Source organism: Hafnia paralvei ATCC 29927, from assembly GCF_001655005.1.
GTDB lineage: Bacteria > Pseudomonadota > Gammaproteobacteria > Enterobacterales > Enterobacteriaceae > Hafnia > Hafnia paralvei.
This window is the reverse complement of the sequence record NZ_LXET01000039.1, coordinates 112510-137018: the sequence shown is the minus strand read 5'-3', so window position 1 is coordinate 137018 and position 24509 is coordinate 112510. Positions and strand designations below refer to the sequence as shown.

Sequence of the window (24509 nt, the reverse complement as noted above, 5' to 3'; positions counted from 1 at the left end):
TTATGCGGTAAAATTTTGTGGTAAATCAAATAAATCGGAATGAAAGGGTAAAACAGCCTGCGATATTGAGCCACATCAACATTTATCCTTTAGAGGTAGGGCAAACTTCATCTCGCAGGTGAATGCAACGCCAAGCGATGGGCGTTGCGCTCCATATTGTCTTACTTCCTAATTTTTGAATTATTGCATAGCACATTTAATTCGTAACATGCCGACTTTAGTCGGCATTTTTTTTGCCTGAAACCTAGCCTAATACCTATCGACCCCTTCATCCCGCGGGTCTCCTTATCGCTCAATTTCATTTTTGTACTCTGGATATTTCGTTTTTCAACGAAGCATTCTCGAACGAAATCGCTAGATTAATGCTTATCAACCGACCGGAGGGGAAATGATGATAGCAGTGATCTTTGAGGCTAATTCGCACCTAGATAAGCAGGCCCGCTATTTAGAAATCGCAAGTGAATTGAGACCATTACTCGAGCGGATTGACGGTTTTATTGCGATAGAGCGATTCCAGAGCCTGTTGGAGCCGGGGAAGATCTTGTCACTGTCTTGGTGGCGTGACGAGGAATCGGTTTTGGCATGGAAGAAGAATGTCTTTCATCAAGAAGCACAAGCTGAAGGGCGTGAGTCTATTTTCTCGTATTACCGAATCAGAGTAGCCCATGTCTTCAGGGATTACTCATCAGAAAATAGAGGGAAATGAGCATGTATGATATGCATATTATCTTGAAAAACTCGCCTGGAGAGCTGGCTTGGTTAGGAAAAACGCTGGCACTTAACGGTATCGGAATCGAAGGGGGCGGCGTCTTTGCGTTAGGCGGTGAAAGCCACGCTCACTTTCTGGTCGCCGACGGCTATAAGGCTAAAACGGTTCTTGAGAGCGAAGGATTTCGCGTCTACGGCGTATGCCGCCCGTTGATCAGAGTGCTAAGGCAGGAACGTTTAGGGGAATTGGGGGCAATTGCGGCAGCGCTATCTGAGAAAGGTGTTAATATTTTAACTCAATATAGCGATCATGCTAACCAGCTTATTCTCATCACGGATAATGACATAATCGCTCAGCAAGCCACCGAAAAGTGGGCTGTGAAGGTCTAATAGATATGCATAACACGATAAATGCCGAGCAGTTTACTCGTGCTGATGTGCTTGAAGACGCCATGTCTGGCGTGGCTGCTGCCATGTCAGATCCGTCTCGCGTAAAGATACTTTGTGCGTTGATGGACGGAAGGGCATGGACGGCAACTGAACTGGCCGCCGTTACAGACGTCGCGTTCTCCACGGCCAGCGCGCACCTTAACCGGCTCTTAACGAATAAGTTGATTATCTGTTTATCGCAGGGACGGCATCGCTATTATCGTTTGGCGGGAAAGGAAACTGCCGAGCTAATTGAGATGATGATGGGGATTTCATGGCAACTCCATCCTACACCTGCAACGAGAACGCCGATTGAATTGCGTATGCTTCGGACCTGCTACGATCATCTTGCGGGTGAGATTGCGGTGAAAATATATGATGCAATGAGCCGTGCCGGATGGTTTGGCGCAGATGGGACATTTTTAACTGATGAAGGGTTTCGACAATTCAAAATATTGGGCATCGATCTAGAACATAAAACCAAGCGAAAGATCTGCTGTGGCTGCCTTGATTGGAGCGAAAGGCGGTTTCACCTCGGTGGCGAAGCAGGGGCACAATTTTTTGCGCTGTGCGAACACAAACATTGGCTACAAAAAGTTGCGGGTTTTCGTCAGGTCAATATGACGTCGAATGGAAGGAAGGCCATTTCGCGACTGTTTCAGATTGAGTGTTGATACAACGGTTGAAAAAACGCCGCTGGACGCGGCGTTAATCTAAGGCTCAGGCGAATTATTTAACTTCAACCACGTCCAAACGAATCGCATTATCAAAGTTTGGCGCATCTTCATCATCGGTTAATCCCACAGGGACTAACGGAAGCTCTTCACGATCAAAGGCCAAGTCACCACCGTCAACCACTTCACTCCCGTGCTGGATCCCTTTGAAATCGAACAGGTTGGTATCAGCTAAGTGAGAAGGCACCACATTTTGCATTGCGCTAAACATGGTTTCGATACGACCAGGGTGACGGCGATCCCAATCACGCAGCATATCTTTAATCACCTGACGCTGTAAGTTTGGCTGTGATCCGCACAGATTGCACGGAATAATCGGGAACGCGCGTGCTTCGGCAAAACGCTCAATGTCTTTTTCACGGCAGTAAGCCAGAGGGCGAATGACGATATGTTTGCCATCGTCGCTCATCAGCTTTGGTGGCATGCCTTTTAGTTTGCCGCCGTAGAACATGTTTAAGAACAGCGTCTGCAGCATATCGTCACGGTGATGGCCTAGTGCAATCTTGGTTGCGCCCAGCTCGGTTGCCGTGCGGTATAAAATTCCGCGACGCAGACGCGAACACAGGGAGCAGGTAGTTTTCCCTTCGGGAATCTTCTCTTTCACAATCCCGTAGGTGTTTTCTTCTACAATTTTGTATTCCACACCGATGCTGTCTAAATAGGCCGGTAGAATATCTTCTGGGAATCCTGGCTGTTTTTGATCGAGATTAACCGCCACTAAACTGAAGTTGATAGGGGCGCTTTGCTGTAGGTTACGCAGAATTTCCAGCATGGTGTAGCTATCTTTGCCGCCGGACAGGCAAACCATAATGCGGTCGCCTTCTTCGATCATGTTGTAATCGACAATGGCCTCACCGACGTTGCGGCGCAGGCGCTTTTGCAACTTGTTAAGGTTGTATTGCTCTTTCTTTGTAACTGACTGATTCTCTGACATTTAACTGTATACTCAATTCGAAAAGGGGCACCACAGGGGCATGACATTCTATAGTGCGAGTTTAGCGTTTAGCATGTTGATTTGCTCGTTATTCATATCTTCAATCCACGTACCGTAGATTTCATAAACCATCTGTGCATTTTCATGACCCATCTGAGACGCGATAAAGGATGGATTTGCACCGGCAGACAATAACCAACATGCGTAAGTGTGGCGTGTATGGTACGGATTACGGCGACGAATTCCAGCGAGTTTTACAGCCTTGTTCCACAAAGCACCGATTGCCGTTAGTGAATAGTGTGGCTTCTGCCCATGAAACGTTGCCCTGGGCATGAATACGAAATGTAATTTTTGGATCTCAGTGTTACCGTATTCTCGATGATGGAATGTTACTTCTACTTTCGGATGCAATGCGGTTAATTCTCTTTGCGCCTTTAGTGCGTCAAGGGCGGGTTTAAGTAGCGTTATTGTACGAATGCCGGCAGAAGTCTTTGGTGGCCCAAACATACCCAATGCATTTAAGTTTCGGCTGATATGCACAGTACCAGCATCCAGATCAACATCTTCCCATGCAAGAGCTGCGAGTTCTCCGTGGCGGACACCGGAATAAATAGCAAACTGCCATAAATTTTTTCTTTGGCCACTCAGCACATTTTTTAATTGTTCGAATTCATGCTTAAGTAAAGGATCGGGCTTTACTCTGCTTTTTTGTAGCTTTTTCACATTTTCATATGGTTTAGTTGTTATGTAGCGAGAGCGGTTAGCAAAGCGGAGTAGGGAGCATAGTAATGAAACATAATTGTCTACAGTTCTCACGCTACGTCCAACATTATTAGTCTTACGTGATTCTGTATAGAAAGTATTGCCATGAAGCAATTCAGAGCGATAGTTTAAAATATCGTTATGAGTGATTGATTCGACCGGAGTAAGTTCGCCGATAATTTTTTTTAGCGTCTTTAGTTGTGAAGCCGTTTTTTTTAGCGTATTAGCGGTTAGCTCTACATCTTTGCTCTTAATCCACCCATCAGCTAATTCACCAAAGGTTTTTATAACGATCGTCGAATCGAGTTTTTTGGCTACTTTTGATTCTGGAAAACGATTTTTGTAGTCAAATTCACCAAGGTTTATTTCACTAACAATCATAGACCGGAGGTTTCCGGCCTTTTTGATGTTTGTAGACGTATTCGCCCATCCTTTAAGAGTTTCACGGCAACGCTTACCGCGGTAGATAAACCAGATGCAGATGCTATTGCCCCTGATCTCTACACCTGTGGGTAATGTTGCCATTTATGCCTCTCTAATGACCTGGTTTATCATTGGATAGTTGTACCAAATGATCCCGCGCTTCGTTTTTTCCCCGCTGGGAGATACACGCTTAAAGTGAATCCCTTCAATCCAGCATCCCTGCCTATATTTCTCAATCTGACGGTCGTCTAAACCGGTTTTAGATCTGAGACCATCCTCTACCATCCATTCCTCGATAAAGACAACCTGCGCCATAGGCACCCCACGAACTATATCGAATCACTTATCTGTAAATTGATTTTCAAGAATCAGATCCAACGATCATGATTTCACTTCAACACACCGAGCGTTATTAATGCTGGGTATTGTTTCCATCCATGTTTTGTTGGTTTCTGTTTGAGCAATATCGATAGCTTTTAATGCGGCTTGGCATTGGGTCATGTCCTGCATTGGTTCTATCTGCATGCTCATGCTTTGGCTGCTAACGACAATGATTAGAAATATGTTCGCCATCTATTTCTGCTCCTGTGCTGCGCTGAACTTGACTTCATTTTGTGTATCCGGCCAACCATCGCACAGCCTTTCATATGCTTGATTTGAGATAACAAACGGAGCGCCTTCTTCGTCATAAAAAAACGTGTTCCATCCGTCATCGAAAACCAACTTCACTCGAGAGAACTGCGACATTGAGCGATTTTTATATCTAATCGTTACTTTCCGCATTATTCGCTCTCCTGTGCAGGGGCTGCTTCAATCATCTGAATGTAGCGTTCACGCATAGACTTTCTGCCATAGTCACAATCATTAAATGCATGGAACATTGCGGCAGTTGGCTCAATTGGAACCAGCTTCCAACCATCCGGAATTACCGGAGAGTTGAGGGTGTCACGCTCTGCTTTAATCTTATCCGCATCTATCTCTACCCCTGAATTTCGAATATCTGCTACGGCATCTTTCAACTTGTAAGGATCGCTTACAGGTTGTGCTGGCGCTGGCTCTGCATCGAGCAACATCATCACATCAGTAAATTCAGGCTGAAAAGCGAGTTTAGGCTCCATTGCAAGCCAGTTATTCATGACCTTTTTAAGGCTTTCTACCAGTTCAGGCTGTTTAGGTAATACCGGTTCTGCTAGAAATACAGGTTCATATACGGCGGTGTCAGTAGTGGCGTTCGGTTGCTGTTCAAGCGTAAAAAACTGACCTGTAAATTTGTTTCTGTATGCCACCGGATTCTTAGCTGCTTGCTCGTATGCCAGTAACTGACGCAACGCCAACTCAACTTGATGATCAGTTATGTCGCACATACCATCAGTTTTAATATCGTTGACGAATTTTTCTAAACGCTCAGTTGTTAACCGATTCATATTAACGGAACCCCCATGATGAATAGCGACGGGCTGGTGCACGTGATATTTGTACTTTTGGCGCGTGATATAATTTCCACTCGGCGTGGCAGTGTTCATCACAGAATTTTTGGTATTGCTGGCGCTTGCCAACTTTGATCATCTTCCCGATCATCGATGCGGCTTCTTTCGATTTACCGCACCAATAGCAGTGGCTCTCAGCTTCTGGCGCGCAAGGCGCCAGTGGATTAGGGGTAGGCATCATTTATCCCCCTCGCAAGCCAGAAGGAATTTCACGCCAGCGCTAACAAAATTACTAAATAATTGCTGGTGGGCTTTCAGTGCTTGAATCTCGGCCTGCAGTTCTTCAATGGTTGGCTTAGGTTGTGTAGCTGATTTGTCGCACTCATCTATTTGTGCCTTTTCATCTGGACCAGCTAATAGCTCATCTAAAGAAAATACTGTTTTGTGTTCCGTTTTTTCTTCAGGGGACACTTCGTGTTTTGTGACAACGCTTAAGGCATCACTTGGCTGGTGGTCGGCGATGCAGGCATTCACTCGGGATTCAATGAACTCTAATCGTGGGGCTTGGTCATCGTTCCAATTATCAAGAACGTCGGCGACAAGGTGGTGAATATCGTCGTCAGTCAGTTGGCGATCGGTATCAAACGACGAAATTTCTTTGGCAAGCATACGGCCAAGTGGGATTTTGGTAATGTTGATGGCTTCTAAAAACGCGTCAACTTCGCTATTGCTGATAACGGTTGTCTCGCCATTCAACACGGTACATACGGCAGCGCGTATAGTTTTATAGTTGATGTTAGTGGTGTTGTCGGTGGTTCCTACTTCCGTTTTTTCTACGTCATTTGAGGCGGTTTCTTCGGCCTTAATTGGTACTGGCTGAATCACACCAAGGTTATTACTGATGTACTCGCGTAGTTTTCCTTTATCACTTGTAATAGCAATCGGCGCAGCTTGGATGCATGCAAAGGTAAAATCAGGATGCAGAGCTAAAATGCCTGGTGTTTCTGAAAGCGCGTTATACCAATCGATAACATCTTGATCGGTCATTAACTCCTCAGCGCGTTTGACGATACCTTTTGGTGGGGCCAATAAGTCATAACCGTTAGCCGGCTGCATGGCGTAGGCAATAACCTTTTTCAGAAATACAGGGGAGTGGAGAACATCATCAGACAAGCGGATTGGGGTCCCTAGCGTGGCGCCAGTACTTGTCGTTTGCTCTCTGGTTTCGGGCATTACCGGCGTAGTCTGTTTGCTGCGATACAGTGTGACAATGTTTGCCAGTGCACTTTCCCCGGCTTCCGAAACGGCGCAGGAACAATATTGTTTAATGAAGTTAGATATTTGTCCCAGTTCAGCGGGGCGATCCGTGTACATGAACACGTCTTTGGTTGCTTGAGCTAGGGCGCCGAGCTGTTGCAGGGTGGCATCTTTCGCGAACTGTTCGCCACGTACGCACAGCAGGATGTTTTGGGCGAAGTTATCTCCAGTATCCGCAATCATATCAATGACGTCTTTCATTTGTTCGCGAGTAATGGTTTCGGTTTCTGGTCCAAATAACCATAATGACGAAAATCGAAAATCCAGAGGGCGAGTGGAAATATTGATAAGTTCAACCTCCGGCTGAGGTGCTTCTTCATCGGCAATTAAGCGCCACGTTTTTTTATCATCGGCGAGCTCGTACTTTTCACACCATGTTGTACTGAATTCATTTTCTTCCGGCAGATCATCAACAATTGGCGTATCAGTAGTAACGGGTTTGAAATAATTAGATAGGTCGATACCAGTTTGTTTAGCTAAAAAAGAAATAGCGAAAGGGCACTCTTTAGCCGTTTCAACATCAACTAAAATAACTGCGTCTTTTGCGTCAGAGCTTTTCTTAGCGCTCAAGTAATTTAAATATATAGTCATGCTGTTTATCTCCTTAGTAATTGATATGCGCCTCGCGTCTAAACGTGCCCAGGTCATAAATTTATGAAGGGGACCACGAGGCGCATATCAATTGGCTTTTGAATAAAGCCAACAAAATTAATGGTTGTTGATTACCGAACATCCGAATTCGAGGCTAATAACGCTGGTGGCTTGCTTCTTATCGCCGTCAATAATTGTTTCATCGCCATACATGCGAAAATTCATATCGGCATCGTCAATGCTGAAAGAGGACCAGCATTCGGAACGCTCAAGGCCAGAGGCTTTAACTAGGCGAGGTGTTGTTAAATCAGTGAATGCGCAGCGCATTGCGGACATGGCAGAAGCCCATTTATGCCCGGCTTTTTGACATTTGAATGCAACGTACGCTAGTCCGCGATTAATCATCATGCGGTGCTGTATTGGATTTAATTTCATTTCCGAACTCCTGAATTTTGGTTGCAGAAAGCCCCGGCAAAAATGCCGTAAAAAATCTCTATTGAAAAATGGCGGTATCAGCTTTGCTAATGCGTATTAGTTAAAGGGACCTAATACCGCCTAAGTACTTCACTGGTGTTGGCGCATTGTGGTTTATTTCCTTACCACAACCGGCTGGATACTCAGAAACGCCCCTGAATCCAAATACCCATGCGGTTGTATGCCTGTCTTTTAACCACATCAGGCTCGGTGGTATCCTTATGGGAGTTCAAACCAAGTAAGGAAATTTAAAATGTCAAAATTCAGTGTTCGCGTCGAACTTCGCAATTCCGAAAGTGCCGACTATGATGAGCTCCATGAAAAAATGGAGGCCAAGGGCTTTTCTCGCACGGTTTCCATGACTACGAGTAATTCCGTTCTTATTTTACCTAGTGCTGAGTACAGCTACGAAAGTAAAACAAAAAGCAAAGATGAAGTTGGCACTCTCGCTGAATCTATTGCGGAGAGAATCCGCAAAAATCCAAAAATAATGGTCACTAAATCTGCTGGCCGATGGTTCTCCAATCTAGATGATGCCTAACCTTCTTTATCACCGGATTCAAGCGCTTCTTTAGCAATCCAAATGCGGGCCTCTGTACCTGCATTTGGTTCAAGTTGTTGGAGGCGCTTCACATCTTCAAGCAATAGCGCGATTACGTGCCTCAAATCTGTTTCGCTCATTTCTAACCTCATTTTGTAATCATTTACCCAGCATTGGTTAACCCGAGGGCTAAACGATGCTGGCTATAATTGGTGCCGAACCTTCCCTCTGGTATTCTTTTGACTCCAACATCTAAGAACTGAGGGAGGTTCGGCATGTCATTGCATCAAAATGATTGGTTCACCATCATCATTAGCGTGGTATCCAGCGGTGTTTTCAGTGCGCTCATCGCTGGTTGGTTTAATCTGGTAAACGGTAATAAACAGCGTGAAGCCGATAGGATCCGGACGGAAAAAGACCGTCTCGCCGGGATAAATGCAAAAACGCGGGAACTCGCGCTGACGCTCGCACTTGAAGAATGGAACCATCATCGCAAAATCGCCGAGTCTGGTAAGGTCGGCGTCCGCAGCCCGGATGTCTTCATATTTCGCTACCACCAGATTCTGAGTCATCTGGAGAACGGCACGCTTGATGCGAACGCAATGGCCGTCATACAGCGCCAGACCTTGGATATCGACCAAAGTACGCAGGAAACCACGGCCAATTTCAGGCGTGAGCAGGGACAACCAGCGCCATTCGATTGAATTGGTCATAATCAATCACCATCCTTTTGACTGCTTTTCAGGCGCTTAAGAAAACTAAGAGCCGCACGCATATCTCTGCCAAAATAATTCTCCCCTGTCGACAGACTCCAGATTGACTCTGTCACCAAATAGCTGGTCAATCCACTGGCTAGTAGGCATATAGATAAGACCTCGAGAAGTTCTTTCATTTCTAAATCCTTACTTTGTGCTCACTTGGCTAATCAATCGCAACCAACATGGTTTAACCCGAAACCTAAACGATGCTGGCTTAAAAACCTTAGTTGTAAAGGTTTCCATTCTTGACATCTTCACGGATATAAATCCCAGCCAGAACCCAATCCCACTCTGCTGCACTTGCATAGTGATAAGCAGCTTCCCAAGAAATGCCATAGTTGCTTATCAGTAGGTTTGTGATTTGTGTCTTGCTCATGAACTTCCCCTTATCGCGTTCTTTCACGCCGTCAGAATGTGAAACCTGTGTACTGCTGTGCTGTTGATGTGATGAATAATAAATCCAAGGTTTATTTTAGTCAATCCAAGATTTATAAATAATTTCTGGTAGGCATAAAAAAACCGCCAAGAAGGCGGTTTGAATGGTGTAAGTACATGTTTTTATTTTGAACGTAGTTTTGATAATTCTTTGAATAAATTGTCGAAGGTTGCTGCCTTTTCCTTGAATTGCTCAATCATTGCTTGTTTCGTGCTGTCAGGGAATTGCTGAAAATACTGCAAAAGCTCACGCTCTTGCTTTGTGAGCTCTATGGCTGGAATCTCTGTTTCCGCCTCACTAACTGCATCAAGGTACATATGCGGCATGCCGTGATCGGATTCCAGTCGACGAGCCAGCAAAGAACCAAATGCACCCTCACCAGAAATTAATTTTTTAATTAACCTTCTTTCTCGCTCATTGTCTGGCTCAGTCCTAGTTGAGAACCATGATTCTAATTGCTTGCGTCTTAGTGATTGTCGATTAAGTAGCTCTTTGGAGTCGCCATAAAGTAGCCAATCGATTGATACGCCCAATTCGTTAGCTAGTTTATTCGCTGAATCTTTGCTAATTAATCCCGTTTTAAACCAATTATTTACGGCTTGCGGGCTGACTTCGGCGATCTTTGAAAGCTCGACCTTTTTCACGCCAACAAGCTCTACGAGCTGTTTGAGTCGCTCTATTTGTTCTGGGTTTATATTCTTAGCCATATCAATAGTATAAATCCAAGATTCATAAATTTAAATAAATCCAAGATTGATTTAAGTGGGTTTGCGTGTTTTACTTTCCCTACAAACTAAATCTGAGGTTTATATGATGTCATTGCAAAAAGCCATTAAGTCAGCCGGCTCAGCACGCGAGCTAGCGTCTCGTTTGGGTATTTCACCTAACGCGATTAGCCAGTGGAAAGGGAAATTAAAGGGCAACGTTCCACCTGATCGTGTACTTCCAGTTTTTCATGTCACAGGCGTTACTCCTCACGAACTACGCCCCGATCTTTACCCGAACCCAACTGATGGGTTACCGGCTGAACAGCACAATACCACCAAGGAAAACTAAGGACTGAACTATGGAAATCAAACACGAATCTATCCGCGAAACATTGCGCGCATGGGCTGTTGAAACCAATCGTGAATACGTTGGTGGGCTGGTGGCCGGTGCATATTTTGGCCTTGGCGGTACCGAGCTGTTTATGCCAATGAGTGCGCCAACGGCGTTCCATGTTAACCAACAGAAATTATTCCGTTGGCTTGATAGCTATACCCCAGCTGCGCGCCAGAAGGTCCGCGAATTGCTGCCAGCCATCTTGGAGGTATTGCCTTGGCAACGTAAGGCCAAGCTATTAAGGATTGCGACACGAGAATACCGCCTTAGAGAGCGAGCAGTTGAGTTCACGAACTCAGAGGCCAAAGCCTACGTTGACGCATTCAGTGAAACGGTACTTAGCGCATATCAGGTCAATGAATCGCTTACTAATCAGCCCCGAGTTTTCCATTGAGGTGTAGCTATGTTGCAGAGCGAGCAATACATGCACAAGTCGATAGTTGAATCATTGTTGGCGGGAAAGATATCCGCGTCAGCGGCTATTACGGCGGCTGATTATGCAATTCAGTACGGGAGGAGCAACAAGAATGCGAGCTTCTCCATGTTGTTGGATAAGGCAAAGTTTCACGCTAAGCACAACAAAGCCGCTCCAGCGCCAACGGTTAAACGTGAAATCCGGCAGGCTAAATTACCCAGCATGCCTAAGTGGTATGTAGAACCGTAATTTCTATCTCAGTGAGGTGGTTATGAGCAACTTACAAGAGCGCCTACGGTGTGCTTTGCAACGTAACTTTAAAGGCGAAACCCCATCACGGGGCTATATCGAGGTCAAGAAAGGCCAGCGATTTAAAGATCATCGTGGCGCAACCGTAACTGTTCAGGGGTTGGCTGGTGGCTATGTGGTTTATCTGCGTCATGGTTCTGATGCACCAAGCCAACTCCCACTGAGATTGTTTTCTATGAAGTTCACAGAAGTGAAGGCGTAAATGGGGTCACTAATCAAACTTCTTGATAGGCCAATTGCTTATCAACCATCGTTTGCCCAGCTGCGAGTGGGAAAGATAAAGACAGGCCCCGTAGGGGCGGTCTTACTATCTCAGTTTGTGTATTGGCATAACCGCATGGACGGACGGTGGTTTTATAAAACTCGGCAAGAGATTACCCAAGAGACTGGGCTTAGCCGTGACGAGCAGGAAACAGGGAGAAAACGTCTGGTCGCTGTGGGTGTCCTTGAGGAACAGTTAAGGGGAGCTCCGGCGACGATGCATTATCGCGTCAATGCTGATCGCCTTGAGGCTCTTTTGCTGGCTCTAGCCCAAGAGGAATCACAGTTGGTGGAAACCCCGCCAACTAGATTGCGGAAACCACGCCAACTGGTTGGCGGCAATGCACCCAACAAGATGGTGGAACCCCCGCCAACTAGTCGGGGGGAACCCTGCCAACTAGCTGGTGGAAACCCCGCAAACTCTCTTACAGGAGATTACACAGAGACTACACAGGAGATTACACAGGAGATTTATTGTCAGGCAGACGAGCTGCCCGACGAACCACACGACGACGAATCTGATCCGGTTTTACGGGTGTTAAATCACTTCAACCGAGTGACCAACTCAGAATTTCGGGATGGTGCTACGACGCGAGGTTTTATTTCCGGTGTGCTGCAGGGCGAATACGTTGCTGACGACCTCATGCTGGTGGTCGATTACATCGCTAATGAGTGGGCAGGGCAGGACAACATGAGTTTTTACCTGCGCCCCAAGACGATATTCAGCCAAGAGAACTTCGAGGGATATTTCGACCAAGCGAGGGCGTGGCGGCGTAACGGCAAGCCGCAAAAAATCGCAGAGCCAGCGAAGGTAAATATCGACTTAAAAAACCAAGATTATTCAGGAATACCCAAAGGATTTAGGAGCTAACGATGGAAACCAAAGAGACGCTGTCTGCACGTGAGTTCTGCGAAATTATGTTTGAGGGTGCAATGACGACGAAATAAGTTCTGCAGAGAATCAATCAAAAATACCCTGATCTCGACATACCGCTTACGGACGTAAACACACGCATCGGGACGCTGAAACGCTCTTCTCTGGTAGACATCGAGTACAGAAACCACGGTAGAAAATGGCGACTAATCAGCGTTGACGAGCGTTATTACGAGCGGTCAGAGAATGCCAGAAAATCATCAGGTAGCAGAAAATCACCGAGCGACCGAGTGCCGCCGCCGTTAGAGCCCAAAGAGCGTGAGATGTGTGAAATGGTAAGGCTTTTTGATAAATGCGTTGTATCGGTACGCTGCGCGATGGCAATTGGGCGTCATCACGCCAATGAAAATCAAAATGCAGGGGTGTTTTAAAATGTCAGCCATTAGAGATGTTATTGTTTTTCTGGAGAAAAACCCAAATTCAGATTTTAGTTTTATCGCTGAAGGAACAGGGATTTCGAATGGCACTGTGGGTACCCAGTTGAAGTACCTTCAGCAGCTTGGATGCCTAATCAAGACTGGTACCAAAAAGAGATGGTGCTATTCATTACCGGCGACAAAACAATACGCAAAAACAAAACCTCCGGTTGGAAAACGACAACCTAAAAATCCTGCTGCAGGTATCAACGCGAAAAAGCAAAAGATAACTGAGCTGATTGATAAAAAACTCTACCTCCGTGCACAAACTGCCATATCACAGCTTATAGCGGAGGCCGCGGAGCAAGATACGGTGAACTGGGCTTTAGACAAAAACGCGGCGTGTGGCGCCAAGGCAAAATATTTCTAACGGGAAGGCAAAAAATGGCATTAACACTGAGTGCGGTAGTATCACAAATCGAGCAATACGGAGCATCAAGCTGCGGGGATCTGGCTGCGTTACTTGGGGTAACACCGAGAGATATGATCACGTTTCTTTCCGATGCCGTAGAACACAATGAGCTTATTTGCGTGAATGGCCTGTACGCAGAATCAGGAGGAAAACGAGTGCAACGGAATCCAGCCAAACAGCAACAAAACACGGTAAAAGCGCATCAAAATACACCTAAACCAGAAATTAAGGCAACAAAGATGCCGAACAGTGCAACAAGACCGACTGTGGGCCTACTTCGCGAACTGCTTGCTGAGCACGGTGATATGACCGCCGCCGAGCTGGGCGAGAAGTCAAAAATTGAAGGTCGTATGATTGGACCAATGCTGGCACACGACAAAAAAGCTGGTCGTATTACGCTGGTGGAGCGCAACGGAAAAAATTACTACCACTTGGTCAAAGAGGGCGAAGAAGTGCAACCACAAAACGAGCCACAAAATATTCCAAAAACTATTCCTGCTGGCGATGCTGCTAAAGATATGGCCAAGAAAAAAGAAACTGTGGCCACTATGCTAAATAAGCCCGCTATCCCATCACACATGATGGAGCTTATTGTTCCAACACCAGAATACCTGAATCTTGAGCTGCGCCGTTTGCGTAGTGAGATTCGTAGAGTTGAGGCACTAAAAAAAGCAGTCAGCGGTGCCGTACGTCAGTTGGCGAAGGGGTGTTAGTCATGACTGAGTTAAGAACTGCAAAACAAATTATCAACACAGCCTATGCGGAATTTCCTGAGACAATTCTTCACGCTGAATTGTGCAGGGCGATGGCTAGAGCAGATGGCCGCAGTATACGCAAGTCCCTGCAGGAATTTGGTCGTTATCGCGCTAACTTAGTGGAAAGTGAGCCATTGAAAAATGCATTATTGAGCATGAGCGACAGTATGTTCCCAGAGGCAGAGATTACCCGTATACGAGCATGCATGAGTCGAATGGAGACCGCGCTGGTAAAAAACTTTGGCCTATGCAGGCGATAAGGAATAACACGTGAAAAACTTAATGATCGACCTCGAGACCATGGGTAACAAGCCATCATCTCCCATCGTGGCTATTGGTGCGGTATTTTTTGAGCCGGATACTGGCGCTCTCGGTGAGCAATTCTATGTTGGTGTAAAGCTAGAAAGCGCCATGCAGTTAGGTTGTCAGCCTGATGCTAGCACTATACTTTGGTGGATTGAGCAAAGCCGAGAGGCGCAGGAGGCGATTACATCAGCGGATAACGTCGATATTAAACTGGCGTTAGGTATGCTTTGTGATTTTGTGTATGACTACTGCGAATCACCAAAATACCTAAGCGTATGGGGTAATGGCGCTGCTTTCGATAACGTTATTTTGCGTAATAGCTACGAGCTGGCGGGCATCAAGGAACCATGGAATTGGTATAACGATCTAGATGTTCGTACGGTAGTTAAGATGGGTAGGGCGATTGGTTTTGATCCAAAGCGTGATATGCCATTTGATGGCGAACGCCATAACGCGTTAGCTGATGCCATTCACCAGGCTAAGTATGTTTCGGCAATATGGCAGAGGGTGATTGGTAATAGATGAAAACGCAAAGGAATCAAGGGGGATAAACCTTAAGTTTATTGATAAACTTAAATAGTGAATGTACACTCACTAGTAGTTAGCAAATCCTTACAACAAGCTGGCTAGGAGTGACTTATGAAATCAGTAAAGCGGTTCCTATCAAGACTGGCCACTCCAGATAAAATCATGGATATCTGGGTTCGTGATCGCTGGGATACGAAGGACAACCCAGCGGTCGATAGTAATGCTGAACCATACTTCTTCGACCGGAGTGGCACACTTAAAATTAACCCGTTAAACGAAAGTGTGCAAAAGGCCTTTAGCTATAACATAAATGCCTTGTCCTCTAAGAAGCAACATCAAGGTTAAATATGGGCGCAGCGCTAGTTGTTCTTGTTTTAGTATGTGGCTATTTATTCATTAATAGCCACATACCTTCAAAAATTCTTTTCAAAAAATCAACAGGTTGGCAATCCTACTTTCAGGTAGCGCTTAAAGGGTCTATCTATCTGACATTGGCGGCACTTTCCCTTGTCATGTTTTGGATTGCGGCTTTCGTTGTAATGCAAATTTTTAACTTGCCCCACTTCTTTAACTCATCACTCCATAAGTTTTCATTTGCAATGGATCTTATTGATGGAAGCATTGCTGGGATTGGACTTCCATTTGTTGCGCTTGCGAGTTTAACGATATTCATCAGTGTGATGGAGTCTAAACAAGCAGAGAAACAATTAAAGGATCCCGATGCGCGTAGAAAGATTTTTGAAGAAGTAGCAAAGTGCAGTCCTATCGAAAATGTCTTGCTAGAGTCGTTGGACAGTAATCACCGTCTATTGGTATCTATAAGTTTAAAGTCACGAAAAGTTTATGTTGGGATGGTTCATGAAGCCAGACTTGAAGAGCATGATACTGATACCGTGGTTATCATCCCCTTACTTAGTGGTTATCGTGATAAAGATACGTTGTCATTTAGAGAGGAGGTTAATTATGCTGATCATTATGAAGAGTGTGGAATAACGTTTACATCAGAACCACTGTCATTATCCCAATATCGGCATGTAATTCCTCGTGATCAAATTGAATCCATATCTTTATTCAACTCCGATATGTATACCAAATTCAAAGAAAAAAAATAAAAACAAGTGCTCTGCAATTAAAGAACCGCTCCGGCGGTTTTTTTTATGTCTTATGATCTAACTCATTGAAAATAAATCAACATCATCCAATCAAGCCCAGATAACTCGATTGATCGATAAAAACGATCGAAACAGCCATACCGATCTATGTGACCTATTGGACGTGGTCGTTTTAACCTTCATAGTAAGTAGTGCGCGCATAGGTGACACGGATGTGATTCCCGCGAGGGTTTATGAATCTATCGAGTACAACTATATGACGTTTAACGAATTTAAATCATATATGGAAGATGTCTGTGGTGCTGTTGAAATAAAAGAGTCATCGGTTGCTATCTTTGTCTACACCCATGATGAGGCCATTGCCATTAGCAAGCAGGTTTTAGGTTTGGAGTTATCGGAATTTGTTGAGTTAATGGAACAAGTTGGCGTGTGAAGCTAGGAAATTGGCTGGAGATGGACTAAAATAGCCATTCCAGCCTGAATAACTGGAAACCTGAGTACTGCGCTATTTGGACTATTAGAATGGCGCAAACAACGAAATACTGCACTGACCGCTATAGAGGTTGGTGCTTTCTCATATCTATCATCCAGCAGGGTGATAGCATGATCGCAATCCTCACAGTAAACACTCAGCCACGACTTGGGCTTGTCACGTTTCAAGCAGGTAGAAAGATTAAATTCCGTGATGGTATGCGTTACGCCATTATTGAGCTTAACTCGGCTCAAGAACACTTAAGTTCTGGCATTGTACCTGCTGTTAATCAAATTGAAGCGCTCAATCCCCACTTCCAAGGTTTATACGATAATGATCGCGCATTTGGTCTGTGCGGTGGAACAACTTCGTTAGATCACCACGTTCTCTGGTTAGGAAAATGCCAGTGGTTGGGATGTGAAGCGAAATACTACGAACCATTCCCCGTTGGCGATAACGGTTCCGTCTGTGTATGCCGCTCATGTAAGAATAAACTCAATATCCAAGAAACCCCGCGCCAGTTCGCAGAAATAGCGCGGCAGAATCGTATTGCTTTCATGCTCAAAACCATCAGTGAGCAAATGGGCCAGCCGGATGATCGACAGCTCAGCGAGGCTGATATTTTCATGTGGTGCCTTCGTCACAATCTCCAATCTCACCTACCCAGCGCCTTATTGCACAAGTTACTTGGCTATGAGCCAAATGAGAGCACCGGTAAAGAGTGTGACATTGTGCCCTCGTACGCGCCGTTAGAATTGCTTGATAAGCGTTTGTCGGAGGTGGGGAATGGCTAACCTCATGGCTCGCAACGTCGCGCTAAAACCGGCAAAGAAACCACGTAAAAGCCACATTATCAAAAACGCAGCGCGTGGCCGTGAGTGCACCGTACGCATACCCGGTGTGTGTAATGGAAATTCGGAGACGGTGGTTTTAGCGCATTACCGATTGGCAGGTGAATGCGGTACCGGGAACAAACCTGTTGATTCACTCGCTGCGTTCGCCTGCAGCAGCTGTCACGATGAAATCGATCGCCGTACGCACATCTTTGACAATAGAATAGCGCGCCTCTATCACGCTGAGGGCGTTTTCCGCACGCAGTCCATCCTGAGAAAAGAGGGAATACTAAAATGACGCTGGAAGGTATAGCGAAATACTATTCACCAAAATCCACCATGTTTGGTGCTACGGCAAAATCGACGGCTGGGGATGCGCTTTCCATCACTGATATTATGGCTGCGCAAGGATTAACGAGTGCTCGAGCGCGCGTGGGGATAGAGCTTTACCTCGCGAAAGTAGGGATCATGCCATCCGAGCCCATTCAGGAATATCTCTATAATTTGGCAAAAGAGTTTTCAGTTAACCATAAGCCCCTGCAAAAACTGCCACCGATGCAACGCTGGTCGATATTGAGGATTATTGCTGAGTATGCATTCAAAGACTATGCGAAAAGCGCGGCGGCGACCAAGAAGTGCGAGGAATGCAATGGGACCGGATTTATTGAAAAGAAAAAGTTCGTTATGAATCGCTTAGCCGTAAAGCACGACACTGTAGCCTCTTTTGTTCGTGGTGATCTCCCTGCCAGTATAACCCCTGTAGAAAGTCGTGAAATGTACGCGAAGCATGTCTATTACGATATTGAACAATGCAAGTGCTCATCATGCAATGGAAAGGGCAAGGTTAAAATATCATGTCGGTGTGGTGGTAGTGGGAAGGTACGGGATCTGGTTGAATCAGAACGGCAAGGGGTTCCGGTAGAAAAAACATGTATAAAGTGTTCAGGGCGTGGATTTCCTAGGCTGAAGGATTCCGAGATTTATAGTGCGCTCGGTATCCCTGATGCGACATGGCGTCGTAATTTTAAACCCCTATATGAGTTACTTGTTCAGCGCTGTTATATAGAAGAATCCTACGCTGAAGATGCACTGAAAAAGGTTACAAAATAGAAGGTAGCGGCAAGTTAAGAACCACATTTGCATTTTTGGCGAGATTGGACTAGATTAAGCCTAACGATGGGAATTTACTGACTATGCGTTAACGAATAAATTAAGAACCCGCCACTGTGCGGGTTTTTGCGTTTCTGGAGGATGAGAAAATGAAGCTCTAACGTGGTAAAATCGCGCTCACTGTATGCCACAGTCATGATGCGGCCCCGAGTCCACTAGATGGAGCCAGAAGCAGGTCGAACTGCACACACGCTGGTTAGGGTTAACGAGGAAGAAGATGTGCCGGTAAAGCATTGTGCCTGCCAAACATAAACCGGTTATTAGCGGCGATAAAGCGACGCAACCCCAAGGGCATGGGCGTGGCCACTACGGCTAGTGGCAATGTAGTTAGAATTAATCTGAAAGTAACGCTTAGTTATTGTAATGAATTATCGGATATGGTTATTATTCCGTTGCTGTAGCGAGCTAGCGTAGGGATGTGCGTCGTTATCATTGGTGAAAGCCAATTTATCTGCTCGTTACAGCGCTGCTCGTCCTAGCCGCCACTAGCTCAGCAGGATAGAGCCGATGACCATATAAGTTGTAGGTGCGAGGTTCGAGGCCTCGGTGGCGGTCCAATCTATTGATAAAAAAACAGATGAAACAACCTGTAGTTTTGGATCTATTAATCGTCATCGCAGCATGCCTGTTAATGATGGTATTTTATTTTTTTATGGTTTTGTTCTACGAATAAGCCAGCACATCACTCAGCGAAGAAGGGATAGCCCAGAGCGTTTGGTGTGCTGCACAACTGCATGAGTATTATTCGGGTCACCGGCAGCTATCAGAATTCTTAGTTTCTCAGGCCGAGATTTGTTAGCAGCTTTAGTGCTCATGACAGTTGTGGGAGTGGCGCAGGCTGATGCGCAGGTTAACTGGATGAATGAAAGTTCAGCAACTCACCGGTTATCAAGTTTCCAGTATTTAGGATAACCCAGCCGGATATCAGTACCGGTTCCCACATTCAACACTACAGTCGCATGAGCCAACTACATGTAGCAGATCGGGATTCATGTGTGTGTCTTGCTAAGTTGTAGATGGCTCAGCCGATTGTGGTGTATACGCGACTGCGAGGGTAAGGCTGGCAGATTACTGTGCCACCCGGTATCAGGTTGACCAGCGCCTAAGTGATACCATCGGGATAAGTACCGAGCGCCACATTCCTACAATGTTGCAGGTTGGGATACGCAAGGAGTGCTGTCGGGTTCTCTCTCCCAGACTGCAACACCATTTCAGAGGCTACCTACGGGTGCTCTTTTTCATAAGTAATACGAAGCCTCGCTAATATGCGGGGCTTTTGCATTTATGGAGAACGAATGATTGATACAGGGCAGCACACTCACTCTTTAATGGGGATTTCTAAATGAAAGTGCAGATTATATCTGATGAAGGTGAAGTGGTGTACGTATCACCTTCAACGAGGTTTGATTATCATGCTGAAAATGAAGAACTATATAAAGCAGTGTTGTCTGAAGTTTTATGGAACTTATTCACACCGCAACATCGGCTTATGGTGTTCACAGGAGACGTTAGGAAAAGTCGAGAATACTAACTACTTTTCCGATTTCAACAGGTAAGGGAAGTAAGGCTTCAAGCATTGGAGCAACCCGACTTCCTTCTATCGGAGCATGTTGAGTGATAGCAGGAAGCCAGTAGCCATTAGCATTGAATATTTTATGCTCAAAATCATCAGTGACGAAATCTAGCCATTTCATATCGCAAATAAAGAAATCAGTGGCAAAAACTTCATAGATTTTCACTGGGCTAATCGGGCGTGGAGTTATGAAATTTGCAAAAGATTCTGCTTCAACAATACTATTTGCACCGAACAGACATGAAAATCGGCTTGGTCTTGTAGGGAACTGTTTTTGTCGAATATCCTCACATAGCATTTCTCTTTGAACTTCAGGATCCAGCACGATGTTTGGATCACTATTATGCATTCGTTGCATATAGTTTTCCCCAAATAAGGAAAGTCCATTAATCGATATAAGTGTTGATAGAGGTGACAGAGCATTACTTCTGTCGGCGTGATAGAAAGTGAATTTTTTCTTGGACATCTCTAATCCTTGTTTGATATACGTAAATTTGGCGATTTAACGATATCAGATGCGATAATCTGCCGCCACTGAGCGGAAATTATTCACAGGCTGCGCGTATGCGCGGCCTTTTTCATATGTAGCGCCCAGCCAACAACCATCCACACATTAAACACTTTCTAGCTGAGAGTGGTTTTACGGCTGGGCGCTATTCACTAAATAACCCTGCCTCGCTGGTGGAGGTGAAGGATGAAAAGAATGTACACACGTGCTGCCGATAACACCTTGCTCGCTGGTGGGCTTTCGTCATGGCTATTTGGCCTGATTAACTATTTTTCACCTAACGAGTGGATGGTTGTCGGCATCATTGTTGGCATTTTTTGCACTCTGGCCGGCCTTATTTCGGGGATTTATTTCCGCTGCCGTCGTGAGCGCTTATTGCGTGAGTGGATTCAAAGCCGTCAGGTTATGGCTGCTGCGCCGTTGGATGAGGAGCTAGACATGCTGGAGCGGGATTGATGGGGACTAAAACAAAACTCAGCGCTGCAGTTCTGGCATTAGTTCTCGGTGGAGCCACAGCAGATAAAATCCTTGATCAGTTTCTGGATGAGAAAGAGGGCGTTCGGACTATTGCTTACCAAGATGGAGGACAAAGGATCTGGACGATATGCCGAGGCTTAACGCGCATTGAAGGAAAGCCAGTTACTCGAGGAATGAAACTTTCATACAGCGAATGTAAACGCTACGACGCGATAGAACGTGATAAAGCCATTGCATGGGTTAAGCGTAATGTAACGGTGCCACTATCCGAGCCAGCTATTGCTGGTATCGCTTCATTTTGTCCTTACAACATCGGCCCAGCCAAATGCTTTCCCTCAACGTTCTATAAGAAGTTGAATGCCGGTGATCGTATTGGTGCTTGTGCCGAGATAAAGTGCTGGATATTCGACGGCGGCAAAGATTGCCGTGTTAAAGCAAATAATTGCGCGGGGCAGCCGGTACGAAGAGATCAAGAATCGGAGCTTACTTGCTGGGATATTGATAAATGAATACCAATTTCAGTTGGCGAATGATGGCAATAGGTGTGTTACTGGTCGCGTTGGTTGTCGTAGGGAGAATAGCTAACCATTACCGCGATAAATATCAACAAGCAGATAAAGACCTCGCTACGGCGGAACAACTCGCCAATGAACGCCAATCCACTATTAATGAAATAGCTCACCGCCAACAGCTAAGTGCGGCCTTAGATACGAAGTATACAAAGGAGCTAAACGATGCCAAATCAAAAATTGATGATCTTCGTGCTGATGTTGCCGCTGGTCGTCGTCGGTTGCAGCTCCACGCGCGATGTGTGTCCAACCCCAAGGCAGCAACCACCAGCGTGGATAATGACGCCACCGCCAGATTGGCAGACACCGCTGAGCGGGATTATTTCACCCTCACCGAACGATTAACAAGGATGGAGAAGCAGTTGAGAGGGGCCCAGGAGTGGATTGTTGAACAATGCAGGTAAAAAACGCTATACACGCGAAATACGTAGGCATGCAGACGGCGAATACAAACAAGAACACGCTTTATACATGCTTGTTTTATTCCTCAGCAGATGGTCACTGTCAATAAAAAAGCCTCAGTAGTGGAAGCTACCGAGGCTTTGGTTACACAGTTGTTTATATCTTCACTACTAGAGGTTTCCTGTTCTCGATAGTCATCATCCATTCATATGACGAATGATGCTACCTCTAAGTCGTTTCGAATGATTAATAATCGAAACAGTTAAATAATAAATACGATGAAGCAAGGTGATTCAGCAATAGGCATTACAGCAGGTATTCAATGAGTGCCTGCCATAATGCCTACTTGAGTTAAACCTTATGAATAATACTTTTATTTGCGTAGCGAGCGGCCCATCGTTAACTGAGAGTGATTGCTTGCTGGCTCAGCGTTCTGGCTTGCCAATTATCGCGGTTAATTCAAGCTGGGTAGCCGTACCTAACTGTCAGCATATTTATGCTGCCGATTTCTGCTGGTGGGAAAAATATCACAGCGATATTCCATCTGGGGCACGGTGCTGGACCAGCAGTATTTCGGCCACACTCTGTTATGGATTAAATCATTTTCCTCACCCTGATAACGAATCGTTCAACTCTGGATTGCGGGCTATTCAGCTAGCAATCAGGCAGGGTGCCCGTCGAGTTCTACTGCTTGGTTATGACTGTTGCATCGATGCTGGCTCACACTGGCATGGAGATCACCCTGTAGGGCTTAAAAATCCGAATATCGCAAGCGTTGCGCGCTGGCATGCGGAATATTCTCGTTTGGGCGCCAAAATCAGTGACATTGAAATACTGAACTGCTCACGCCGTTCGGCGTTGGCGTGCTTCCCGCTTTCGACTATTGAGACTGTATTACATGCCTGAAAAGCTTTATTTCGAAGGAATGCAAGGAATTGGTGACAATATCAATCAACGTGCCTTTATCAAAGCGCTGGTCGCTAAAGGGCATGAGGTTTGGCTAAAAACACCACTGCCCGAGATTTATGCCGGTATTCCTAATCTTCATTTTGTTCGTTCCGGCACTACGTTACGTACCCAGAAAAAGAATGAAGAGCGAACGGCTGCAAAGTTTGAGCCCATGCCGCATGGCATTCCTCGCCAACGTATCTTCTACGGCAACAGCCATTTACGCGAAGGTAGTGTTTTTGATGCGATGGAAAAACAGTTTGGCATTGCGCCGGCTGAAATGGATCTGCCGCATTACGATCTGCCTTTTATTGGTATTCCCGAAGGCAAGCCTGTAGCGCTGATACGTCCGACCATTGAACGCACCGAATGGCATAACGCCAGCCGTGGGCCACTAAATGAGTATGTTGATGTGGTGGCGCGTATGCTGGCGCAGAAAGGCTGGCATGTTATCAGCATTGCTGATACTGAGCCGGGTCTTGAATGGATCCCCGATGTTGAACCTCTGGCCCATCAGAAGTTCCACCGAGGCGAACTGACTATTCCCGCGATGCTGGCGCTGGTGGAGCGGGCTGATCTGGTCGTCACTGGAGCCTGTGTAATTATGCATGCTGCGATCGCCTACCAACGGCCGATGATTTGCCTGCAGGGCGGGAATGGCGGCAACAACCATCATTCTAAGGTAACGGACTCGCGCTGCTGTGATCTAAGTAATTCGCTGTTTATTTATCCTGATGATTACTGTTGCTGTCAGGAAATGAAGCATAGCTGTAACAAGACTATCAGCAACCTTGGCCCTCGGGTATCACCGTTTATCGATCAAGTTTGTGTCCGCATAAAAGCAGAGGCCGTATGAACGTATTTACCCGAGAATTGAAGTCAGGGCTAGTGTGGCTGCCTGAGATTGGCATGGGACGATTTCCGGTACCGAAAGATCGCCCTTATGATGATAGTTATTTTTCTCGATATCAGAAAATGGCTGATACCCCTATGGGGCATGCATTGACCAAAGCCAGAATAGAGTTAGTTGGGCGACATTATACCGGACCTGTTCTAGATGTTGGGATCGGTGCAGGTCAGTTTGTTGAAGCACGAGCAGAGACCAAGGGATATGACGTTAATCCTGCGGGAGTACATTGGCTGGTAGCTCATGGATACTGGAAGCAATTGTATGATTCCTGTCACCCAGCGTTGACGTTCTGGGACAGTCTAGAGCATATCGATCACCCAGAACTAGCGATTAGCCAAGCTGAACAATGGGTATTCGTATCAGTTCCGATCTTTGATAGCGCCGATCACATACTGCTGTCCCGCCATTATCGTAAAGACGAGCATATATGGTACTGGACTCACGATGGCCTGATTCGTTGGTTTGCTCAGCATGGCTTTCGTTGCATTGAGCATAACAGTGTTGAGTGTGAACTGGGTCGTGAAGGCATTGGGAGCTATGCATTCCGTCGTAGCTAAAGGGGGA

General features: G+C 45.8%; 39 protein-coding genes and 1 tRNA gene. 26 read left to right on the top strand and 14 right to left on the bottom strand.

What is annotated here, in order from left to right:
- Positions 1 to 391 precede the first annotated feature (391 nt).
- The 3 genes from M988_RS10125 to M988_RS10115 are packed head-to-tail and all read left to right on the top strand — an operon-like array spanning position 392 to position 1811.
- Positions 392 to 706, top strand: a complete 315-nt coding sequence (locus M988_RS10125; RefSeq protein ID WP_040012474.1) for an antibiotic biosynthesis monooxygenase family protein — start codon at positions 392 to 394, stop codon at positions 704 to 706.
- Positions 707 to 708: 2 nt separating this feature from the next.
- Positions 709 to 1098, top strand: a complete 390-nt coding sequence (locus M988_RS10120) for an amino acid-binding protein (protein ID WP_008813455.1) — start codon at positions 709 to 711, stop codon at positions 1096 to 1098.
- A gap of 5 nt (positions 1099 to 1103) precedes the next feature.
- The gene (locus M988_RS10115; RefSeq protein WP_064574014.1) at positions 1104 to 1811 is read left to right on the top strand and encodes an ArsR/SmtB family transcription factor; all 708 of its coding nucleotides are present in this window, start codon (positions 1104 to 1106) and stop codon (positions 1809 to 1811) included.
- 55 nt (positions 1812 to 1866) lie between these two features.
- On the opposite strand, the gene ttcA is transcribed toward M988_RS10115, so the two are convergent.
- The 9 genes from ttcA to M988_RS10070 all read right to left on the bottom strand — a co-directional run bounded on the left by ttcA (position 1867) and on the right by M988_RS10070 (position 7760).
- A complete protein-coding gene (gene ttcA, locus M988_RS10110; RefSeq protein WP_064574011.1) occupies positions 1867 to 2805 on the bottom strand; it encodes a tRNA 2-thiocytidine(32) synthetase TtcA in 939 nt (312 codons plus the stop codon).
- A 48-nt stretch (positions 2806 to 2853) separates the two neighbouring features.
- The gene (locus M988_RS10105) at positions 2854 to 4092 is read right to left on the bottom strand and encodes a site-specific integrase (RefSeq protein ID WP_064574007.1); all 1239 of its coding nucleotides are present in this window, start codon (positions 4090 to 4092) and stop codon (positions 2854 to 2856) included.
- Positions 4093 to 4305: an excisionase family protein gene (gene xisR / locus M988_RS10100; protein ID WP_064574006.1), complete on the bottom strand. Its 213-nt coding sequence runs from the start codon at positions 4303 to 4305 to the stop codon at positions 4093 to 4095. It abuts the gene before it with no gap.
- Between the two features lie 66 nt (positions 4306 to 4371).
- Complete coding sequence (locus M988_RS10095; protein WP_064574005.1) at positions 4372 to 4563, bottom strand: hypothetical protein; 192 nt, start codon at positions 4561 to 4563, stop codon at positions 4372 to 4374.
- Positions 4564 to 4773 (bottom strand): hypothetical protein, encoded by a 210-nt coding sequence (locus tag M988_RS10090; RefSeq protein WP_064574002.1) that lies wholly within the window; start codon positions 4771 to 4773, stop codon positions 4564 to 4566.
- Positions 4773 to 5414 (bottom strand): hypothetical protein, encoded by a 642-nt coding sequence (locus M988_RS10085; protein WP_064574000.1) that lies wholly within the window; start codon positions 5412 to 5414, stop codon positions 4773 to 4775. The genes M988_RS10090 and M988_RS10085 overlap by 1 nt, the downstream gene beginning before the upstream one ends.
- A 1-nt stretch (position 5415) precedes the next feature.
- Positions 5416 to 5658, bottom strand: a complete 243-nt coding sequence (locus tag M988_RS10080; protein ID WP_064573998.1) for a hypothetical protein — start codon at positions 5656 to 5658, stop codon at positions 5416 to 5418.
- The gene (locus M988_RS10075) at positions 5655 to 7382 is read right to left on the bottom strand and encodes a RecE family exodeoxyribonuclease (RefSeq protein ID WP_082919452.1); all 1728 of its coding nucleotides are present in this window, start codon (positions 7380 to 7382) and stop codon (positions 5655 to 5657) included. Before M988_RS10075 ends, M988_RS10080 begins: the two co-directional genes overlap by 4 nt.
- Before the next feature lie 60 nt (positions 7383 to 7442).
- Positions 7443 to 7760, bottom strand: coding sequence for a hypothetical protein (locus M988_RS10070; RefSeq protein ID WP_064573991.1), 318 nt, complete (start codon positions 7758 to 7760; stop codon positions 7443 to 7445).
- Between the two features lie 292 nt (positions 7761 to 8052).
- On the opposite strand from M988_RS10070, the gene M988_RS10065 reads away from it, so the two are divergent.
- Positions 8053 to 8340, top strand: a complete 288-nt coding sequence (locus M988_RS10065) for a hypothetical protein (protein WP_064573989.1) — start codon at positions 8053 to 8055, stop codon at positions 8338 to 8340.
- On the opposite strand, the gene M988_RS22960 is transcribed toward M988_RS10065, so the two are convergent.
- The 4 genes from M988_RS22960 to M988_RS10055 form a co-directional block, all read right to left on the bottom strand.
- A complete protein-coding gene (locus M988_RS22960) occupies positions 8337 to 8480 on the bottom strand; it encodes a hypothetical protein (protein ID WP_169817472.1) in 144 nt (47 codons plus the stop codon). The two genes, M988_RS10065 and M988_RS22960, sit on opposite strands and share 4 nt — an antisense overlap.
- A gap of 138 nt (positions 8481 to 8618) precedes the next feature.
- A complete protein-coding gene (locus M988_RS10060) occupies positions 8619 to 9053 on the bottom strand; it encodes a hypothetical protein (RefSeq protein WP_064573987.1) in 435 nt (144 codons plus the stop codon).
- Positions 9054 to 9321: 268 nt separating this feature from the next.
- Positions 9322 to 9474, bottom strand: coding sequence for a hypothetical protein (locus M988_RS22835; RefSeq protein ID WP_156518171.1), 153 nt, complete (start codon positions 9472 to 9474; stop codon positions 9322 to 9324).
- A gap of 182 nt (positions 9475 to 9656) precedes the next feature.
- The gene (locus tag M988_RS10055; protein ID WP_064573985.1) at positions 9657 to 10241 is read right to left on the bottom strand and encodes a helix-turn-helix domain-containing protein; all 585 of its coding nucleotides are present in this window, start codon (positions 10239 to 10241) and stop codon (positions 9657 to 9659) included.
- Positions 10242 to 10344: 103 nt separating this feature from the next.
- Here M988_RS10055 and M988_RS10050 point away from each other — a divergent pair, with 103 nt between their 5' ends.
- The 16 genes from M988_RS10050 to M988_RS09975 all read left to right on the top strand — a co-directional run bounded on the left by M988_RS10050 (position 10345) and on the right by M988_RS09975 (position 19115).
- Entirely contained in the window at positions 10345 to 10590 is a 246-nt protein-coding gene (locus M988_RS10050) for a transcriptional regulator (protein WP_064573983.1), read from the top strand.
- A 10-nt stretch (positions 10591 to 10600) separates the two neighbouring features.
- Positions 10601 to 11029, top strand: a complete 429-nt coding sequence (locus tag M988_RS10045; protein WP_064573980.1) for a toxin YdaT family protein — start codon at positions 10601 to 10603, stop codon at positions 11027 to 11029.
- 30 nt (positions 11030 to 11059) lie between these two features.
- Positions 11060 to 11299 carry a hypothetical protein gene (locus M988_RS10040; protein ID WP_156518170.1) on the top strand — a complete coding sequence of 80 codons (240 nt, stop codon included), beginning with the start codon at positions 11060 to 11062 and terminating at the stop codon, positions 11297 to 11299.
- 22 nt (positions 11300 to 11321) lie between these two features.
- Positions 11322 to 11561, top strand: coding sequence for a DUF4222 domain-containing protein (locus tag M988_RS10035; protein WP_064573972.1), 240 nt, complete (start codon positions 11322 to 11324; stop codon positions 11559 to 11561).
- A 135-nt stretch (positions 11562 to 11696) separates the two neighbouring features.
- Entirely contained in the window at positions 11697 to 12491 is a 795-nt protein-coding gene (locus tag M988_RS10030; protein ID WP_156518169.1) for a conserved phage C-terminal domain-containing protein, read from the top strand.
- Between the two features lie 405 nt (positions 12492 to 12896).
- Positions 12897 to 13340 (top strand): hypothetical protein, encoded by a 444-nt coding sequence (locus tag M988_RS10025; protein WP_156518168.1) that lies wholly within the window; start codon positions 12897 to 12899, stop codon positions 13338 to 13340.
- Positions 13341 to 13354: 14 nt separating this feature from the next.
- Positions 13355 to 14095, top strand: coding sequence for a DUF1627 domain-containing protein (locus M988_RS10020; RefSeq protein ID WP_064573963.1), 741 nt, complete (start codon positions 13355 to 13357; stop codon positions 14093 to 14095).
- 2 nt (positions 14096 to 14097) lie between these two features.
- A complete protein-coding gene (locus tag M988_RS10015) occupies positions 14098 to 14397 on the top strand; it encodes a hypothetical protein (RefSeq protein ID WP_064573961.1) in 300 nt (99 codons plus the stop codon).
- 10 nt (positions 14398 to 14407) lie between these two features.
- The gene (locus M988_RS10010) at positions 14408 to 14968 is read left to right on the top strand and encodes a 3'-5' exonuclease (protein WP_064573957.1); all 561 of its coding nucleotides are present in this window, start codon (positions 14408 to 14410) and stop codon (positions 14966 to 14968) included.
- Positions 14969 to 15082: 114 nt separating this feature from the next.
- On the top strand, positions 15083 to 15316 hold the full coding sequence (locus M988_RS10005; RefSeq protein WP_064573956.1) for a hypothetical protein: 234 nt from the start codon (positions 15083 to 15085) through the stop codon (positions 15314 to 15316).
- A gap of 2 nt (positions 15317 to 15318) precedes the next feature.
- The gene (locus M988_RS10000) at positions 15319 to 16083 is read left to right on the top strand and encodes a hypothetical protein (protein WP_064573955.1); all 765 of its coding nucleotides are present in this window, start codon (positions 15319 to 15321) and stop codon (positions 16081 to 16083) included.
- Between the two features lie 256 nt (positions 16084 to 16339).
- Positions 16340 to 16516: a hypothetical protein gene (locus tag M988_RS22830; RefSeq protein ID WP_156518167.1), complete on the top strand. Its 177-nt coding sequence runs from the start codon at positions 16340 to 16342 to the stop codon at positions 16514 to 16516.
- 170 nt (positions 16517 to 16686) lie between these two features.
- Positions 16687 to 17349 carry a hypothetical protein gene (locus M988_RS09990; protein ID WP_064573949.1) on the top strand — a complete coding sequence of 221 codons (663 nt, stop codon included), beginning with the start codon at positions 16687 to 16689 and terminating at the stop codon, positions 17347 to 17349.
- Positions 17350 to 17353: 4 nt separating this feature from the next.
- The gene (locus tag M988_RS09985; protein ID WP_064574051.1) at positions 17354 to 17686 is read left to right on the top strand and encodes a DUF1364 domain-containing protein; all 333 of its coding nucleotides are present in this window, start codon (positions 17354 to 17356) and stop codon (positions 17684 to 17686) included.
- Positions 17683 to 18498: an antitermination protein Q gene (locus tag M988_RS09980; protein WP_064573948.1), complete on the top strand. Its 816-nt coding sequence runs from the start codon at positions 17683 to 17685 to the stop codon at positions 18496 to 18498. Before M988_RS09985 ends, M988_RS09980 begins: the two co-directional genes overlap by 4 nt.
- A gap of 539 nt (positions 18499 to 19037) precedes the next feature.
- Positions 19038 to 19115, top strand: a tRNA-Ile gene (locus M988_RS09975).
- 951 nt (positions 19116 to 20066) lie between these two features.
- On the opposite strand, the gene M988_RS09970 is transcribed toward M988_RS09975, so the two are convergent.
- Entirely contained in the window at positions 20067 to 20597 is a 531-nt protein-coding gene (locus tag M988_RS09970; RefSeq protein ID WP_064573946.1) for a DUF2441 domain-containing protein, read from the bottom strand.
- 237 nt (positions 20598 to 20834) lie between these two features.
- On the opposite strand from M988_RS09970, the gene M988_RS09965 reads away from it, so the two are divergent.
- The 6 genes from M988_RS09965 (at position 20835) to M988_RS09940 (ending at position 24502) form a co-directional block, all read left to right on the top strand.
- The gene (locus M988_RS09965) at positions 20835 to 21095 is read left to right on the top strand and encodes a phage holin (RefSeq protein ID WP_248846504.1); all 261 of its coding nucleotides are present in this window, start codon (positions 20835 to 20837) and stop codon (positions 21093 to 21095) included.
- Positions 21095 to 21625 carry a lysozyme gene (locus M988_RS09960; RefSeq protein WP_064573943.1) on the top strand — a complete coding sequence of 177 codons (531 nt, stop codon included), beginning with the start codon at positions 21095 to 21097 and terminating at the stop codon, positions 21623 to 21625. The genes M988_RS09965 and M988_RS09960 overlap by 1 nt, the downstream gene beginning before the upstream one ends.
- 23 nt (positions 21626 to 21648) lie before the next feature.
- Positions 21649 to 22089: a lysis protein gene (locus M988_RS22825; RefSeq protein WP_064574049.1), complete on the top strand. Its 441-nt coding sequence runs from the start codon at positions 21649 to 21651 to the stop codon at positions 22087 to 22089.
- Between the two features lie 358 nt (positions 22090 to 22447).
- Entirely contained in the window at positions 22448 to 22993 is a 546-nt protein-coding gene (locus M988_RS09950; protein WP_064573941.1) for a hypothetical protein, read from the top strand.
- Entirely contained in the window at positions 22986 to 23891 is a 906-nt protein-coding gene (locus tag M988_RS09945) for a glycosyltransferase family 9 protein (RefSeq protein ID WP_082919450.1), read from the top strand. Before M988_RS09950 ends, M988_RS09945 begins: the two co-directional genes overlap by 8 nt.
- On the top strand, positions 23888 to 24502 hold the full coding sequence (locus tag M988_RS09940) for a methyltransferase domain-containing protein (RefSeq protein WP_064573940.1): 615 nt from the start codon (positions 23888 to 23890) through the stop codon (positions 24500 to 24502). Before M988_RS09945 ends, M988_RS09940 begins: the two co-directional genes overlap by 4 nt.
- The last annotated feature ends 7 nt before the right edge of the window (positions 24503 to 24509 follow it).